Annotated in this window: 16 protein-coding genes and 1 pseudogene; 7 read left to right on the top strand and 10 right to left on the bottom strand. The window is 62.1% G+C overall.

The annotated features are described in order from the left end of the window. Position 1: 1 nt before the first annotated feature. The 5 genes from AC4IBF_RS14015 to hpxU all read right to left on the bottom strand — a co-directional run bounded on the left by AC4IBF_RS14015 (position 2) and on the right by hpxU (position 3,859). Positions 2–739 (bottom strand): amino acid ABC transporter ATP-binding protein, encoded by a 738-nt coding sequence (locus tag AC4IBF_RS14015; protein ID WP_008499843.1) that lies wholly within the window; start codon positions 737–739, stop codon positions 2–4. Continuing rightward, entirely contained in the window at positions 720–1,376 is a 657-nt protein-coding gene (locus tag AC4IBF_RS14020) for an amino acid ABC transporter permease (protein WP_168708008.1), read from the bottom strand. The genes AC4IBF_RS14015 and AC4IBF_RS14020 overlap by 20 nt, the downstream gene beginning before the upstream one ends. Then, a complete protein-coding gene (locus AC4IBF_RS14025; protein ID WP_111964571.1) occupies positions 1,376–2,041 on the bottom strand; it encodes an amino acid ABC transporter permease in 666 nt (221 codons plus the stop codon). Before AC4IBF_RS14025 ends, AC4IBF_RS14020 begins: the two co-directional genes overlap by 1 nt. A 4-nt stretch (positions 2,042–2,045) precedes the next feature. Next, positions 2,046–2,828, bottom strand: a complete 783-nt coding sequence (locus tag AC4IBF_RS14030) for a transporter substrate-binding domain-containing protein (RefSeq protein ID WP_023311064.1) — start codon at positions 2,826–2,828, stop codon at positions 2,046–2,048. A 191-nt stretch (positions 2,829–3,019) separates the two neighbouring features. After that, positions 3,020–3,859 carry a MurR/RpiR family transcriptional regulator HpxU gene (hpxU, locus tag AC4IBF_RS14035; protein WP_133294134.1) on the bottom strand — a complete coding sequence of 280 codons (840 nt, stop codon included), beginning with the start codon at positions 3,857–3,859 and terminating at the stop codon, positions 3,020–3,022. 142 nt (positions 3,860–4,001) lie between these two features. Between hpxU and hpxW the strand changes: the two genes are divergently transcribed. From hpxW to hpxZ, 4 genes are read left to right on the top strand one after another with little or no spacing between them, the layout of a single operon-like run. After that, positions 4,002–5,585, top strand: coding sequence for an oxamate amidohydrolase (gene hpxW, locus AC4IBF_RS14040; protein ID WP_133294133.1), 1,584 nt, complete (start codon positions 4,002–4,004; stop codon positions 5,583–5,585). 11 nt (positions 5,586–5,596) lie between these two features. Then, a complete protein-coding gene (gene hpxX, locus AC4IBF_RS14045) occupies positions 5,597–5,785 on the top strand; it encodes an oxalurate catabolism protein HpxX (protein WP_045334723.1) in 189 nt (62 codons plus the stop codon). Further along, the gene (locus AC4IBF_RS14050) at positions 5,782–7,179 is read left to right on the top strand and encodes an AtzE family amidohydrolase (protein WP_133294132.1); all 1,398 of its coding nucleotides are present in this window, start codon (positions 5,782–5,784) and stop codon (positions 7,177–7,179) included. Before hpxX ends, AC4IBF_RS14050 begins: the two co-directional genes overlap by 4 nt. After that, positions 7,176–7,562, top strand: coding sequence for an oxalurate catabolism protein HpxZ (hpxZ, locus tag AC4IBF_RS14055; RefSeq protein WP_133294131.1), 387 nt, complete (start codon positions 7,176–7,178; stop codon positions 7,560–7,562). Before AC4IBF_RS14050 ends, hpxZ begins: the two co-directional genes overlap by 4 nt. Positions 7,563–7,610: 48 nt before the next feature. Here hpxZ and puuE read toward each other — a convergent pair whose 3' ends face one another. From puuE to AC4IBF_RS14070, 3 genes and pseudogenes are all read right to left on the bottom strand, one after another. Continuing rightward, positions 7,611–8,510, bottom strand: a complete 900-nt coding sequence (puuE, locus tag AC4IBF_RS14060) for an allantoinase PuuE (protein WP_232057393.1) — start codon at positions 8,508–8,510, stop codon at positions 7,611–7,613. Beyond that, positions 8,428–9,299: pseudogene (gene hpxA, locus AC4IBF_RS14065) on the bottom strand (allantoin racemase). Before hpxA ends, puuE begins: the two are co-directional and overlap by 83 nt. Beyond that, positions 9,299–10,015 carry a GntR family transcriptional regulator gene (locus AC4IBF_RS14070; RefSeq protein WP_143344911.1) on the bottom strand — a complete coding sequence of 239 codons (717 nt, stop codon included), beginning with the start codon at positions 10,013–10,015 and terminating at the stop codon, positions 9,299–9,301. Before AC4IBF_RS14070 ends, hpxA begins: the two are co-directional and overlap by 1 nt. 144 nt (positions 10,016–10,159) lie before the next feature. Here AC4IBF_RS14070 and AC4IBF_RS14075 point away from each other — a divergent pair, with 144 nt between their 5' ends. Together AC4IBF_RS14075 and guaD are read left to right on the top strand one after the other, a co-directional pair. Beyond that, positions 10,160–11,656 (top strand): NCS1 family nucleobase:cation symporter-1, encoded by a 1,497-nt coding sequence (locus tag AC4IBF_RS14075; RefSeq protein ID WP_143344910.1) that lies wholly within the window; start codon positions 10,160–10,162, stop codon positions 11,654–11,656. A 101-nt stretch (positions 11,657–11,757) separates the two neighbouring features. Then, positions 11,758–13,077: a guanine deaminase gene (gene guaD, locus AC4IBF_RS14080; protein ID WP_248173374.1), complete on the top strand. Its 1,320-nt coding sequence runs from the start codon at positions 11,758–11,760 to the stop codon at positions 13,075–13,077. On the opposite strand, the gene uraH is transcribed toward guaD, so the two are convergent. Both uraH and uraD read right to left on the bottom strand, forming a co-directional pair. After that, positions 13,057–13,380, bottom strand: coding sequence for a hydroxyisourate hydrolase (gene uraH, locus AC4IBF_RS14085; RefSeq protein WP_133294126.1), 324 nt, complete (start codon positions 13,378–13,380; stop codon positions 13,057–13,059). The genes guaD and uraH overlap by 21 nt on opposite strands. Next, positions 13,377–13,877, bottom strand: coding sequence for a 2-oxo-4-hydroxy-4-carboxy-5-ureidoimidazoline decarboxylase (gene uraD / locus AC4IBF_RS14090; protein WP_143344909.1), 501 nt, complete (start codon positions 13,875–13,877; stop codon positions 13,377–13,379). Before uraD ends, uraH begins: the two co-directional genes overlap by 4 nt. 239 nt (positions 13,878–14,116) lie before the next feature. On the opposite strand from uraD, the gene hpxO reads away from it, so the two are divergent. Next, on the top strand, positions 14,117–15,271 hold the full coding sequence (gene hpxO / locus AC4IBF_RS14095) for an FAD-dependent urate hydroxylase HpxO (RefSeq protein ID WP_111964519.1): 1,155 nt from the start codon (positions 14,117–14,119) through the stop codon (positions 15,269–15,271). Positions 15,272–15,279 lie beyond the last annotated feature (8 nt).

The raw sequence follows: 15,279 nt of genomic DNA on the forward strand, positions 1-15,279 counted from the left end.
ATCAGTTGAGGCCGCGCACGGAGGAGATGAACTGCTTCAGTTCCGTGGTCTGCGGGTTGGCGAACAGCGTTTTGCTGTCGCCCTGCTCCCAGACTTTCCCCTGGTGCATAAACACCACGCGGTCGCCCACTTCGCGGGCAAAATTCATTTCATGGGTAACCAGTATGAGCGTCATCCCCTCGGCCGCCAGCTGCTCCAGCACTTTGAGCACTTCGCCCACCAGCTCCGGGTCGAGCGCGGAGGTGATCTCGTCGCAGAGCAATACTTTCGGCGACATGGCCAGCGCGCGGGCAATCGCCACGCGCTGCTGCTGGCCGCCGGAGAGGCTCGACGGGTAGTAATCCAGACGATCGCCGAGGCCAACCTTCTCCAGCATGCGCTGCGCCAGCTCGCGGCATTCGGCGGCGCTTTTCTTCAGCACCCGACGCGGGGCGAGCATCACGTTTTCCAGCGCCGTCATGTGCGGGAACAGGTTGAAGCTCTGGAACACCATCCCCACCGAGCGGCTGATTTCGCGCGCCTGAGAATCCCGGTCGGTAATGGTCATGCCGCCCAGCTTGATGCTTCCGTCCTGATAGCCTTCCAGGCCGTTGATGCAGCGCAGCAGCGTGCTTTTGCCCGATCCGCTGCGCCCGATGATGGAGATCACCTGGCCCATGTCGATATCCAGATCGACGCCCTTGAGCACGTGGTTATCGCCGTAGTACTTCTGCACCTGATTAATGGTGATGAGAGGCATTGAATTTCGTCTCCAGATAGCGGCTGTAGCGCGACAGCGGATAACACAGAATAAAGTAGCCCAGCGCCACCAGCGCAAAGACCTTAAACGGCTGATAGGTCACGTTGGTCAGCATGGTTCCGGCCTTGGTCAGCTCGACAAAACCGATAATCGACGCCAGCGCGGTGCCTTTGATCACCTGCACGGCAAAGCCGACCGTCGGCGCGATGCCGATGCGCAGCGCCTGCGGGGCGACGACGCGAAACAGGGTCTGGCCGAAGGTCAGCCCCAGGCAGCGCGACGCTTCCCACTGCCCCTTCGGTAAAGCGCGAATGCAGCCGTTCCAGATATCGAGCAGAAACGCGCTGGTGTAAAACGTCAGCGCCAGCGAGGCGGCGGTCCACGGCGAGACGTCGATGCCGAACAGCGCCACGCCGAAGAAGGCCAGGAACAGCTGCATCAGCAGCGGCGTGCCCTGAAACAGCTCAATATAGCCGCGGATAATGCGCTTCACCGTGCGCCCGCCCGTCAGGCGCAGCAGCAGGAGCGGCAGCGTTACCACCGCCCCGCCGACGAACGCCACCAGCGACAGCAGCACCGTCCAGCGTCCGGCCAGCAGCAGGTTGCGAATAATGTCCCAGTCGGTAAAGGTGGTCATCATGCCTGCACCCCCAGCCATTTGCGTCCTGCCGCCATCATCAGCTGGCGCAGGGTAATCGACAGCGCCAGGTAAATCCCGGTTGTCACCAGATAAACCTCAAAGCTCAAAAACGTTCTGGACTGGATCAGGTTGGCGGCGAAGGTCAGCTCTTCATAGGAGACCTGCGACACCACCGAGGAGCCGAGCATCACGATGATGCACTGGCTCACCAGCGCCGGGTAAATGCGCTGCAGCGCGGGCGGCAGCACCACGCGAATAAAGGTCTGCAGGCGGGTGAGCCCCAGCACGCGTCCGGCTTCCCACTGCCCTTTCGGCGTGACCTGAATGCCCGCGCGGATAATCTCGGTGCTGTAGGCGCCCAGGTTTACCACCATGGCCAGCAGCGCCGCTTCACCCGCCGTCATCTTCAGGCCAAGATTTGGCAGGCCGAAGACAATGAAAAACAGCTGTACCACAAACGGCGTGTTGCGGATGATCTCCACGTAGCCGCCCCAGATCCGGCTGAACCAGGTCGTGCGTCCGCTGCGGATCGCCGCCCCGAAAATCCCTATCGCCAGCCCGCCGACGGTCGCCATCACCGTCAGCTGAACGGTGACCCACAGCCCTGCAAGCAGCTCTGGCCAGTGCGGCCAGAGCGCGGAGAAATCAAGTTGCTCAGTCATCGGCTCAGGCGCCAAGGTTTGCCGGCAGCGGGGCCTTCAGCCATTGCTCAGACAGGCCGTTTAGCGTGCCGTCCTTGATGCCCTGCTCAATCAGCGCATCCACTTTTGCCTTCAGGGCCGGTTCGTTTTTCTTCAGGCCAATAAAGCACGGCGAATCTTTCAGCATAAAGCTCGGCACCGGGGCTTTATCCGCGTTCTGGCGCGAAATGGCCGCCACCACGAGGTTACCGGTTGCCACGTACTGCACCTGCCCCGACAGGTAAGCGGAGAGCGTGGTGTTATTGTCTTCGTAGCGCTTCACGTCCGCGTCTTTCGGCGCCAGTCCAGTCAGCACCATGTCCTCCACCGCCCCGCGCGTCACGCCGATGGTTTTTCCGCTCAGCGCGGCGGCGTCCTTCAGCTCGGCCCCTTTTGGACCAAACACGCCAAGGAAGAACGGCGCGTAGGCGCGGCTGAAGTCGATCACCTTCTCGCGCTCCGGGTTTTTACCGAGGCTGGAAATGACCAGGTCCACCTTATCGGTTTGCAGGTACGGCACGCGGTTGGCGCTGGTCACCGGCACCAGCTGCAGTTTGAGCTTCATCTGTTTGGCGAGATAGCGCGCCATATCGATGTCGTACCCCTGGGGCTGCAGATCGGTCCCCACCGAGCCAAACGGCGGGAAGTCCTGCGGAACGGCAATACGGATAGTACCGCGCTTCTCGATATCCTGTAGCTGGTCAGCCTTTGCCGGCAGCTGCGTGAAGAGGCATGCTGCCCCGGCCAGTGCAATCAACAATTTTTTCATGGTGCTTCCCCGTAACGTTAACATGAAACAAAAGATTCTTTGAATGTGATTTTGCAACTAATGTGCCAGATAAGGCGAAGCGGGTAATATTCTTGTAAAGCCTGATAAAACGCGGACGAGGCGAAAATGCTCTCCATTTTCGCCCCGCCATTACGCACCATTTTAATGCAAAGCACCAGCCTGATGCCCCATTATCGCTGTTCGAGCTCGTCCAGCTGCTGATAGAGGGAGGCAATCTCGTGAATGCGCGGACGGCCTTTATCGAGGATCTCATGCAGGAAGGCGTTCGCCAGCAGGTTGATCAGACTGTTAACCGAGGAATAGCTGTCATAGGCCGAGACGCTGTCCAGCGGGGCGCAGAGCTGCCAGCTGGCGAGCGGAAACAGGCTGTGGGCCTGCGGCTCGCACATCAGCAGCACCGGAATACCGCTGCTCTGAAGCTGCTGCATCAGAGGGCGGATAATGCGCGGACGGCGGCGGAAGGCCATCATGACCACCAGATCGTCCGGCGTTAAGTCCACCAGCTCCTCGCTCAGGCTCTGCCCCGGCTGCGGCAGCACCAGCACCTGACCGCGCGCCTGCAGCAGCTGCTGGCGCAGGTGCAGCGCCGCCGGATAGGCGTTACGCATGCCGATAATGACAATGCGGCGCGCCCTGACCATGCAGGCCATGGCGTCGGCAAACTGCTGCGCATCGAGGGCATTGACCCACTGGGTCAGGTTCGCCATCTCCTGCTTGTAGTGGCGCGCCAGCAGCGTATTGCCCTGCACCGCATCGCGATTGTCGGTGAGCGGCATCCCGCTCTGGCGCAGGGTGCGCAGCTCTTCACGCATATCCTTATATTTCTCATAGCCCAGACGCTTAAACAGACGGCTCACCGTGGCTTTCGACACCCCGCTCAGCTGCGCCAGCTCGGCGCTGTTGTAGCTAATGAGATCGTCAAAATGATCAAAAATAAAGTCCGCCACCCGCTGCTCCTGCGGCGACAGCGACGGGTATTGTGCTTTCAGACGTTCATCCAGTTGTTCCATAGCGCCTCTGTAACTTTTGTTTCATCACATTTTGGTTTTCATTCTACCTTTCATTATACGTGCCAGTTTACTGAAACTTTTCTTTCAGAACTGGAACAGCTTTTGCAGCGCCTTGTGACTTTCAGGGTTACGAGGACTCTTCATGCAAAGTAATGTCTCCACACACGGTATGGCGGTTGCGCCCCACCACCTCGCCAGCCAGAGCGCGCTGACGGTGCTACGCGAGGGCGGCAGCGCGATAGAAGCGATGGTCGCGGCGGCGGCCACCATCGCCGTGGTTTACCCGCATATGAACGGGCTGGGCGGCGATGGCTTCTGGCTTATCGTACCGCCGGAAGGCGACCCCATCGCCATTGACGCCAGCGGCGCGGCGGGATCGCACGCGACGCTGGCCGCCTACGACGGGCTCACGCAGATCCCCCATCGCGGACCGCAGGCGGCGCTAACCGTCGCCGGCACGGTCAGCGGCTGGGACGAGGCGCTGAAGGTTTCCCGTGCGATGACCGGCAAGTCGCTGCCGCTGGCCCGCCTGCTGGCCGACGCCATTGACTACGCGCAGAACGGCACGCCGGTCACGGCCTCTCAGGCTCACGCCACTGCCAGCAAGTTCGACGAGCTGAAGGATGTGCCGGGCTTCGCGGAAACCTGGCTGGTCGACGGCAAGCCGCCGCAGGCCGGGAGCCGCTTTTATCAGCCCGCCATGGCTACAACCCTGAGGCGCCTGGCGGAAGACGGTCTGGACAGTTTTTATCGCGGCCCGCTGGCGGACGTGCTGGCGCACGGCATGGAGACGCTGGGCCTGCCCGTTACGCTGGCCGATTTACACGCCCACGCAGCCCGACGCACCGCGCCGCTTAAGCTGCAGCATCAGCAGGGAGAGATCTTTAACCACGCTCCGCCGACGCAGGGGCTGGTCTCGCTGGCGATACTCGGCATCACCGACCGCCTGAACATGGCGGAGGCCGACGACGCCGAAACCCTTCACCGCATCGTTGAAGCCACCAAGCTGGCCTTTGGCCTGCGCGATGCCCACATCACCGACCCGCGCGAGCTGAAAACCGATATTCAGGATCTGCTGGATCCCGCCGCTCTGCAGGCGCTTGCCGACAGGGTTGACGACGGCCGGGCCGCACCGTGGGGAACCGGAAAAGGCCCCGGCGATACGGTGTGGATGGGGGTGATAGACAGCAGCGGGCTTGCCGTGTCGTTTATCCAGAGCCTTTATCACGAGTTCGGCAGCGGCGTTGTCCTGCCCGATACCGGCATCGTCTGGCAGAACCGCGGCGCATCTTTCAGCCTCGATCCTGCCCATCTTCTGGCCCTCGCGCCGGGCAAACAGCCGTTCCACACCCTGAACCCGGCGGCGGCGCGTCTGAAGGACGGTCGCGTGATGGTCTACGGATCGATGGGCGGCGACGGACAGCCGCAAACCCAGGCCGCGATCTTTACCCGCTACGCGATTCAGGGCGTGCCTTTACAGGAGAGCATTTCCCGCCCGCGCTGGCTGCTGGGGCGCACCTGGGGACAAACCTCGGACACCCTAAAGCTTGAAGGACGTTTTTCACCCGAGACGGTCGTGCGCCTGCGGGCACTCGGTCACGAGGTGGAGCTTTTCCCTGACTTTAGTGAAGCCATGGGCCACGCGGGCGCGATTGTCCGCCACCCCAACGGGCTGTTCGAAGGGGCATTTGACCCGCGCAGCAACGGCGCGGCCGCCGGATTCTGAGGAGAAAAAAAATGACGACACACCAACCCGACTGGCAGGCATACCTGGCGCAAATGGAAACTGTACTCGGCGTGACGCTGGATGACGCCCGCCGCGCCGAGCTGCAGCTGCAGTTCAGCCGCATAGCCACCATGGCCGCCCCGCTGATGGCGCTGCCGCTCGACGACCGTCTTGAGATCGCAGGAGTATATAAAGCATGACGCTACACGAGATGAGTATCAGCGCTATTCAGCAGGCGCTGAGCGCTGGGGAGCTGAGCGCTCGCGAGATCGCCCGACAGACGCTGGAGGGGATTGCGCGCGTTAACCCGCAGATCGGCGCCTGGACAGCCGTGACGGAAGCACGCATGCTCGCCGAGGCCGACAATATCGATACCCTGCGACGGGAAAAGCGCCCCCTGCCGCCGCTGGCGGGCGTGCCCTACGCGGTAAAAAATCTGTTCGACGTTGCCGGTCACACCACCCTCGCAGGAGCCGAATTGTTCAGCCAGCGCCCTGCCGCCGCCGCTGACAGTTTTGCGGTGCGCCAGCTGCGCAGCGCGGGCGGGCTGCTGACCGGGATGGTCAATATGGACGCCTACGCCTACGGCTTTACCACCGAGAACAGTCACTACGGCACGACGCGTAACCCGCACGACCTGGCGCGCATTGCGGGCGGGTCGTCCGGCGGTTCAGCCGCCGCGGTGGCCGCCGGGCTGGTGCACTTTTCGCTCGGCACCGACACCAACGGCTCGATTCGCGTTCCGGCCTCCCTGTGCGGTATCTATGGCCTGAAGCCCACCTTTGGCCGCCTGTCGCGATCCGGCAGCCATCCGTTTGTCGCGAGCCTGGATCATATCGGCCCCTTCGCCCGCCGCGTGTGCGACCTGGCGTCCGTGTATGATGCGCTGCAGGGACGGGATACCAGCGACGGTTTTCAGGCCGAGTGCTCCCGGGAACAGACGCGCCCCCTGCTCGATCGTGGGCTTGATGGCCTGCGCTGCGCGGTGCTCGGCGGCTATTTCACCACCTGGTGCGACGCAGACGCCAGAGCCGCCGTGGCGCGGGTAGCGAAAGCGCTCGACGTGCAGGATGAGCTGCAGTTCCCTGACGCCGAGCTGGCGCGTTCGGCGGCGTTTATCATCAGCGCCTCCGAAGGGGGAAATCAATACCTGCCCGCGCTTCGCCATGAACCGGCGCGTTTTGAGCCGCACTCTCGCGAACGGCTGCTCGCCGGGGCGATGATCCCCTCAGCCTGGTATATTCAGGCCCAGCGGTTTCGCGCTCACGCCCGGCAGGCGTTCAAAACCTTATTTGCGCAGGCGGACGTGCTGATCGCCCCGGCCACTCCGCGCAGCGCCACGCTGGCGGGCGCGCAAACCATGGAAATCAACGGTCAGCCGCTCCCCATTCGCGCCAGCATGGGGATGCTGACCCAGCCGATTTCGTTTTTGGGCCTGCCGGTGACCACCGTTCCCCTGCGCACCGCGCAGGGTGCGCCCATCGGCCTGCAGCTGATTGCCGCGCCGTTTAACGAGCAGGCCTGCCTGCGCGTCGCGCGGGTTCTGGAAGAGAGCGGCATCACCGATGCCCGTCCGGCGGAGATAGCAGCATGATGAATCACGATGACATTAACCTCCCGTGGGTGGTTGCCGAGGTGACCGCCGCGTTTTACCGCTATGAGGACGCGCTGGTAAGCAACAACGTTGCGGTGCTGGACGAGCTGTTCTGGCACGACAAAAACACGGTGCGTCTCGGAGCGGGTGAAAACCTGTACGGGATTGATGAAATCCGCGCCTTTCGGGCGGCGCGCCCGTCCGCCGGATTGCAGCGGACGCTGCGCCACACAGTGATTACCACCTTTGGGGAGGATTATGCCGTGTGCAGCACCGAGTTTACCCGCGCGGGGACGGAACGCATTGGCCGCCAGCAGCAGACGTGGGTACGGTTTGCCTACGGGTGGCGGATCGTGGCGGCGCAGGTGAGTTTGATGTCGTAGTCGTAGGCCGGGTAAGGCGCAGCCGCCACCCGGCTAAAGACGGCTCAGTTATTTCTGAAACGGATGCACCTCCCGCCAGTGGTCGGCAATCTGCTGGCGGGTACAGACCCACACCCGCTCGTGCTGCTGCACATAATCCAGGAACTTCTGCAGCGCGCGAAAACGCCCCGGTCTGCCCAGCAGGCGACAGTGCATGCCGATGGACATCATCTTCGGCGCGCTTTCCCCCTCTTCGTACAGCACGTCAAAACTGTCCTTCAGGTAGGTATAGAACTGCTCGGCCGTGTTAAACCCCTGCGCGGTCGCGAAGCGCATGTCGTTCGCATCCAGCGTATACGGCACAATCAGGTGCGGCTTGCGGGTGCCGTCGCTGCAGGCCACTTCCGTCCAGAAGGGCAAATCGTCGCCGTAGTAGTCGCTGTCGTAGTCAAAACCGCCGTGCTCCACCACCAGCTGGCGCGTGTTGGGGCTGTCGCGCCCGGTGTACCAGCCCGCTGGCGGCTTGCCGAACAGGTCGGTCAGAACGTGCACCGCCTTATGCAGGTGTTCGCGCTCCTGACTGATGTCCATGTTTTGATAATGGATCCAGCGCCAGCCGTGGCTGACCACGTCGTAATCCGCGGCTTTGATCGCCTCAACGATCTCCGGGTGTCGCGCCAGCGCCATCGCCACGCCAAAGACCGTCAGCGGCAGGCCGCGCTTTTGAAATTCATTGTGGATCCGCCAGAACCCGGCGCGGCTGCCGTATTCGTAGAGGGAGTCCATCGACATGTGCTTATCCGGGTAGCTGGCCGCGCCGATAATGTCCGACAGGAACTGCTCGGATCCGGCATCGCCGTGCAGAACGTGGTTTTCCGCCCCTTCCTCATAGTTGAGCACAAACTGCACGGCGATGCGCGCCTGATTCGGCCACCGCGCGTGCGGCGGGTTGCCCGCGTAGCCGCGCAAATCCCGCGGATAATCCTGTTCAAAAAGCCCCATTGCCACCCCCAAAAATTAAAATGGATTCAATGCCTGAAAATGCCCGCTTAACGGTTTGTTCTCCGGGAATGCCAGATCCCCGTGCTTGCTGGTCGACAGCCCCAGCGCCACCAGCGATTCCACCATCTTCACCGCCGCGCTGACGCCGTCGATCACCGGCACGCGCAGCTCGCGGGTCAGCTCCTGCGCCAGCGTTGCCATGCCGCCGCAGCCCAGCACGATGGCGCCACAGCCATCCTCTTTCAGCGCCTGTATACAACGCGCGCGCACTTTTTCCTGCGCCAGACCGCTGCCATCCTCCAGCGCGAGCACCGGAAGGTCGATGGCGTGCAGCTCCGCGCAATGGTCCTGAAAGCCATACTGGTGCAACAGATGACGGGCAATAATCAGCGTGCGCGGCAGCGTGGTAACCACCGAAAAACGCGTCGCCACCAGCGTCGCCATGTGCATCGCGGCTTCGGCAATGCCGATAACCGGCCCCTGGGCCAGCTCGCGCGCCGCCAGCAGGCCCGGATCGCCAAAGCAGGCAATCACGTGACCCGACACGCCCTGTTCCCTGCCTTTTTTGATCTGTTCCAGCACACCGACGGCGGCGATGGCCTCATCAAAGTGGCCTTCTATGGACGGTACGCCCGCGCACGGGCAGACCGCGAGGATCTCCGTCCCCGGCGCCGCCACCGCGCGGGCCGCCGCGCCGATGGTTTCCGTCATGGCGAGGCTGGTGTTGGGGTTGATCACTTGTATACAGACAGACATTACGACTCCTTGTGGCCGGCAAACAGCCGGGCAAAATCAGGCAGGCACTCGCCCGCCCGCTCGAAGCAGAGGCTGGCGACGATATGTTCAAAATGGAGCATGAGGGCATCGCTTAATGGCTCAAGCGCCTTCTGGCGCAGCAGATCCACAAGCTGTTCGTGATCGTTGCAGCGGCAGCCCTGACGCCACGGCGCGCCCCAGGTGGCAATCACCAGCGAAGAACGCTGGCTCAGGCTGGTCACCATCTCAGTGAGCACCTGGTTGCCGGAGATGGCCTGCAGCTGAATGTGGAAATTGGCGGAGTGGCGAATCGCCGCCGGGCCGTCATAGGCCTCGTGCGCCTGCTGCTCCTGGCGAATAATGGTCTCCAGCGCGGCAAGGTGCGGCGGCTGGCAGTGCGCCAGCACGTCCGGAAGGTTAGCGACCTCCAGCAGCGCGCGGGTGCGAAAGATGTGTCGCGCCTCTTCCACCGTCGGGCTGGCGACGTGTGCACCACGCTTGGGCGTCAGGGTGACCATTTGCACAGCGGCGAGTCGTTGAAGCACCTTGCGGATGCCCGTGCGGCTTACGCCAAACACCTCGGCCAGCGCCTCTTCCGGCAATTTGCTCCCCGGCAGCAGCTGATGTTCGACAATCGCGGTCATCAGCGCCTGAAAGATCGATTCGTCTTTGTCATGCAGGTCTGGCGCGGTCTGCAGGGCGTTTATGTTGTTCATTCACCACTCCGTCTTTTACTCTTCGTTATCGAATCGTATACATAAAAATAAAATATTGCATACAAGATTTATTATTTTGGCCTGGATCCTGCAACACCGTTTGCACTCCCGCTTAACGGGTTTTCATTCACAGGAGCAGGTTTCATGCCAAACAGTCAAAACGCACAGCAAGGTACGGCCGCTGATTCCGGTGCGGTTTACAGCCCACGTCTTTGCAATGAGGATCTGGCACCGACGCGTGACCAGAACTGGAGCTGGTACAATATCTTTTCGTTCTGGATGTCGGACGTTCACAGCATGGGGGGTTATGTTGTCGCCGCGAGCTTCTTTACGCTCGGGCTGGCAAGCTGGCAGGTGCTGCTCTGCCTGCTGGTCGGGATTTGCATCGTGCAGCTGTGTGCCAACCTGGTGGCCAAACCGAGCCAGATGGCGGGCGTGCCCTACGCGGTGATCAGCCGTCAGGCGTTCGGCGTCTTCGGAGCCAATATTCCGGCGGTGATCCGCGGGCTGATCGCTTTTGCGTGGTACGGGATTCAGACCTATCTGGCCGCCAACGCCCTGATGCTGGTGGCGCTGAAGTTCTGGCCATCGCTCTCTTCGCTCACCGCCGGTGCGTTCCTGGGCCTGTCTCATCTGGGCTGGATCTGCTTCGCTATTATGTGGGTCCTGCAGGCGATGGTCTTCTGGCACGGCATGACCGCCATCAAGCGCTTTATTGATATCGCCGGTCCGGCGGTCTACGTGGTGATGCTTGCCCTCGCAGGCTGGATTGTATACAAGACCGGTTTTGACGGGATATCCTTTACCCTCGCCAGCAAATCCCTGAGCGCGGGCGAGCAGACCTGGCAGATGATCACCGCCACCGCGCTGGTAGTCTCCTACTTCTCCGGCCCGCTGCTCAACTTTGGCGACTTCTCCCGCTACGGTAAAAGCATGGGCGAGATCCGCCGCGGCAACCGCTGGGGCCTGCCGTTTAACTTCCTGCTGTTCTCCATCGTCACCGTAGTCATTGTCTCCGGCACCCAGTCGCTGTTTGGCCGCATGATCACCGACCCGATTGAGACCGTCAGCCGCGTGGGCAACGATCTGGCCGTGGCGATTGGCCTGCTGACGATGATCACCGCCACCATAGGGATCAACATCGTGGCAAACTTCGTCTCGCCGGCGTTTGATTTCTCTAACTGCTCGCCGCAGAAAATCAGCTTCCGCACCGGAGGGATGATTGCCGCCGTCGGCTCGATCCTGCTCACCCCGTGGAACCTGTTCAACTCGCCGGAGCTTATCCACTACACCCTGGACGTGCTCGGGGCGTTCATCGGCCCGCTGTTCGGCATTCTGATTGCCGACTTCTACCTGATTAAGCGCGGCAAGGTGTCGGTTGACGATCTGTTCGACGACACGCCAAAGGGTAAATACTGGTACCGCAACGGCTTTAACCCGAAAGCTATTGGCGCGCTGATCCCATCCGTTGCCGTGGGCCTGGTGATTAGCTTTATCCCGGCCCTGCATGAGGTGGCGAACTTCAGCTGGTTTATCGGCGTCTTCCTCGGCGGCGTGACCTACCGCTGGCTGGCGCGGGAAGATCGTGAGACGGCGGACGCGACGTCGTTCAGCTCCCGCGTGGCAACGCAAAAAGAGTAACCCCCTCCCTCCGGCCGCAGCGTATCTGCGGCCCTTTCATTCTGGCACCGTTCTTGCTGAGCCTTCTCACCCCCCGCTACGCAAACACGAAGGCAGGAACCATGATGGAATACCAGACTGCGATACGCGGTGCATTTTTTGATATTGCCCGGGTCTGCGACAGCGCAGACGCCATTGCTCAACACGCGCGCTACCTTGAGGACGGGCTGCTGTTTATACAGAGCGGGAAAATTCTGGCGCAGATGCCGTGGCAGGAGGGCGAGCAGTATCTTGACCCCCACAAGGGCTACACCGACCTGCGCGGCAGGCTGCTGCTGCCCGGTTTTGTCGACACCCACGTCCATTACCCGCAAACGGAGATGATCGGCGCCTTTGGCGAACAGCTGCTGGAGTGGCTGACCACCTACACCTTCCCGGTGGAAAGCCAGTTTGCCGATGAGGCCTACGCGAAAGAGATCGCCGAATTTTTCATACAGCAGCTGGTCAGCAACGGCACCACCACCGCGCTGGTGTTTTGCACGCTGCATCCGGAATCGGTCGAAGCGCTGTTTACCGAGGCCCTGCGCCTGAACATGCGCCTTATCGCCGGAAAGGTGATGATGGACAGACACGTGCCGGACTACCTGAGCGAAGACGCGAAGCAGAGCTACCGGCAGACGCGGGCGCTAATCCAGCGCTGGCACCACCGGGGACGGCTGGGCTATGCCATTACGCCGCGCTTTGCCCCGACGTCATCCCCCGAGCTGCTTGCGGCGGTCAGCCTGCTCAGAGAGGAGTTCCCGGACGCCTGGCTGCAGACCCACCTGAGCGAAAACCCCAACGAAGTGGCCTGGGTAAGCGACCTCTGGCCGGAGCACGAGCGCTATCTGGACGTGTATCACCACTACGGCCTGACCGGCGAGCGCAGCGTGTTTGCCCACGCGATCCATTTGCACCACAGCGAGTGGCAGTGCCTGCATGACACCGGCTCGGCGGTGGCGTTTTGCCCCACCTCTAACCTGTTTCTCGGCAGCGGGCTGTTTCGCCTGCCCGCCTGCTGGCAGCACAGGGTGCGGATGGGCATCGGCACCGACGTTGGGGCGGGCACGACCTTCAGCATGCTGCGCACGCTGGGGGAAGCCTACAAGGTCGGCCAGCTTCAGAGCTACCGCCTGCGCGCCAGCGAGGCGTTTTACCACGCCACGCTGGGCGGCGCGCACGCCCTCCGGCTGGACGATAAGATTGGCAACTTCACACCCGGCAAAGAGGCGGATTTTGTGGTCATCGATCCCGACGTGACGCCGCTGCAGCGCCTGCGCAATCGCCGCTGTCAGGATATCTACGAGCAGCTTTTTGTGCTGATGACCCTCGGAGACGAGCGCAACATCAGCGAGACCTGGGTCAACGGCGAGCGGGTGTGGTCAACTGCCCCGGTAGGTTGACCATCCGCCGGGGGCAACCACAAACGGCAGATGGAAATGCTCGTCTGCCGTTTCTCCCGTCACAAAATCAATTTGCGCACTGGGATAGAGCGTGTCGCGACCGGTTTCGCTAAACCACGCCCCGATCTCCGCCACCAGCCGATAGCGGCCCGCGGGCAGAGAGGCAACGAACGCGGCGATGCGCCCCTGGGCGTTGGTCACGCCCGTGGCCAGCGTCTTCCCGTCCTGTTGCAGATGAACCGTTACGCCCTCCGCGGGCTTGCCCGTTGAGATATCGAGAATATGGGTGCTGAGTGTGCTCATTCGCTAATAACTCCTTCCAGCCGAAGCAGCGTAATTTCCCACAGCTGTTCCAGCGCGGCGCGGACTTCCTGCGCGTCGCTGTTCTCCAGCCGCGCGTGCAGGGCCTGTAATATCTCCTCGCCGCTGCGGCCCTTCGCGCGGATCAGAAACACGCGTCCGAAGCGGGCCTCGTAGCGGGCATTCCCCTCGCGCAGCGCCTGGGCAAGGGCGCCATCGCGATCGTTCACAGCGCCCTGCTCCTGACGCGACAGCGCCGCCTCCGCCGCTGAACCCGCGGGCTTTTCCCCGATGCGCGGATGGGCGCTCAGGGCCTGCGCCAGCGCCGCTTCGTCCCAGTTTTGCGTCAGCGCGTTTGCCGTACTGAGTAATTCGTCCCGGCTGGCGTATGGCCGCCCCAGAGCCAGCGCGTCGGCCCAGCCGGGTATCGCCACGCAGGGCTGAAGCAGCGTAAGAGCATCTTTCTCAGGAAGCTGATTGAAGTCGTGCAGTGCGATCATAGTGTCTCCTTTATTATCCTTCTCCAGACTATTGCACAAACCACGCCACCCTGAACGCGGGCGTGAAACAGTCGATTCCGTATAGCTCAACTGGAAATTTTTGATTCATAAAAAGGCACGCCCACCGCGTTTACGCACCTTAGCAGTGCAAACGTCTCCCTTACAACGCCGTTTTCACCACTCTGCAGCCTGGTACGCAAATTGCTGAATGTCTTTACACCCTGCAAAAGGAGAGAAGCATGAAAGCAATCGTGATTGGCGCGGGTATTGGCGGCCTGAGCGCTGCCGTGGCGCTAAAGAAAGCGGGCATCGACTGTACCGTGTTTGAAGCCGTAAAGGAGATCAGGCCCGTCGGGGCGGCCATCTCCATCTGGCCTAACGGCGTGAAATGCATGCAGCACCTCGGCATGGGCGACATCATCGAGACCTGGGGCGGGCCGATGCGTTTTATGGCCTACAAGGATTACCGGCGCGGCGAGACTCTGACCCGCTTTAGCCTTGCCCCGCTGGTTGAGCGTACCGGCGGACGTCCCTGCCCCGTCTCGCGCGCTGAACTCCAGCGCGAAATGCTGGACTTCTGGGGGCGCGACAGGGTGCAGTTCGGCAAGCGCGTGGAACACGTCCATGAAGACGACGCGGGCGTGAACGTCACCTTCACCGATGGCACCACGGCAACCGGCGATTTTCTGATTGCCGCCGACGGCAGCCACTCGGCGGTTCGCCCGTATGTGCTGGGGTATACCCCGGAGCGCCGATACGCCGGGTACGTAAACTGGAACGGGCTGGTGAAGATTGACGAAGAGATTGCCCCGGCGCACCAGTGGACCACCTTCGTTGGCGAAGGCAAACGCGTGTCGCTGATGCCCGTCTCCGGCGGACGCTTCTACTTCTTTTTTGACGTGCCGCTGCCCGCAGGCCTGGCGGAAGATCGCACCACCCTGCGCGCCGATCTCACGGGCTACTTCCGCGGCTGGGCGCCGCCGGTGCAGAAGCTTATCGCGGCGCTGGATCCTGAAACCACCAACCGCATTGAAATCCACGACATTGAGCCGTTCGACAGCCTGGTGCGCGGCAACGTCGCGCTGCTCGGCGACGCCGCGCACAGCACCACGCCGGATATCGGCCAGGGCGGCTGTGCGGCGATGGAAGACGCCGTCGTGCTGGGGGAGTGCCTGCGTGAAAACCATAATATTACGCTGGCGCTGCGGCAGTACGAGGCGCTGCGCTGCGACCGGGTGCGCGACCTGGTCCTGAAGGCGCGTAAACGCTGCGACGTCACCCACGGGAAAGACATGGCGCTGACGCAGGCCTGGTATCAGGAGCTTAGCGAAGAGACCGGAGAGCGCATCATCAACGGTCTGTGCGAGACCATTCAGGGCGGCCCGTTAGGCTGAACGCAAGA

The sequence above is a fragment of the Enterobacter sp. Taxon_8 genome (assembly GCF_058354585.1).

Bases quoted from the DNA above. Each gene is read 5' to 3' on its own strand.
- uraH (WP_133294126.1), bottom strand. From the start codon at position 13,380: ATGAGCACACTCAGCACCCATATTCTCGATATCTCAACGGGCAAGCCC.
- AC4IBF_RS14075 (WP_143344910.1), top strand. From the start codon at position 10,160: ATGCCAAACAGTCAAAACGCACAGCAAGGTACGGCCGCTGATTCCGGT.
- hpxU (WP_133294134.1), bottom strand. From the start codon at position 3,859: ATGGAACAACTGGATGAACGTCTGAAAGCACAATACCCGTCGCTGTCG.
- AC4IBF_RS14020 (WP_168708008.1), bottom strand. From the start codon at position 1,376: ATGACCACCTTTACCGACTGGGACATTATTCGCAACCTGCTGCTGGCC.
- hpxO (WP_111964519.1), top strand. From the start codon at position 14,117: ATGAAAGCAATCGTGATTGGCGCGGGTATTGGCGGCCTGAGCGCTGCC.
- AC4IBF_RS14025 (WP_111964571.1), bottom strand. From the start codon at position 2,041: ATGACTGAGCAACTTGATTTCTCCGCGCTCTGGCCGCACTGGCCAGAG.
- AC4IBF_RS14050 (WP_133294132.1), top strand. From the start codon at position 5,782: ATGACGCTACACGAGATGAGTATCAGCGCTATTCAGCAGGCGCTGAGC.
- AC4IBF_RS14015 (WP_008499843.1), bottom strand. From the start codon at position 739: ATGCCTCTCATCACCATTAATCAGGTGCAGAAGTACTACGGCGATAAC.
- hpxW (WP_133294133.1), top strand. From the start codon at position 4,002: ATGCAAAGTAATGTCTCCACACACGGTATGGCGGTTGCGCCCCACCAC.
- AC4IBF_RS14030 (WP_023311064.1), bottom strand. From the start codon at position 2,828: ATGAAAAAATTGTTGATTGCACTGGCCGGGGCAGCATGCCTCTTCACG.
- uraD (WP_143344909.1), bottom strand. From the start codon at position 13,877: ATGATCGCACTGCACGACTTCAATCAGCTTCCTGAGAAAGATGCTCTT.
- AC4IBF_RS14070 (WP_143344911.1), bottom strand. From the start codon at position 10,015: ATGAACAACATAAACGCCCTGCAGACCGCGCCAGACCTGCATGACAAA.
- hpxX (WP_045334723.1), top strand. From the start codon at position 5,597: ATGACGACACACCAACCCGACTGGCAGGCATACCTGGCGCAAATGGAA.
- hpxZ (WP_133294131.1), top strand. From the start codon at position 7,176: ATGATGAATCACGATGACATTAACCTCCCGTGGGTGGTTGCCGAGGTG.
- guaD (WP_248173374.1), top strand. From the start codon at position 11,758: ATGATGGAATACCAGACTGCGATACGCGGTGCATTTTTTGATATTGCC.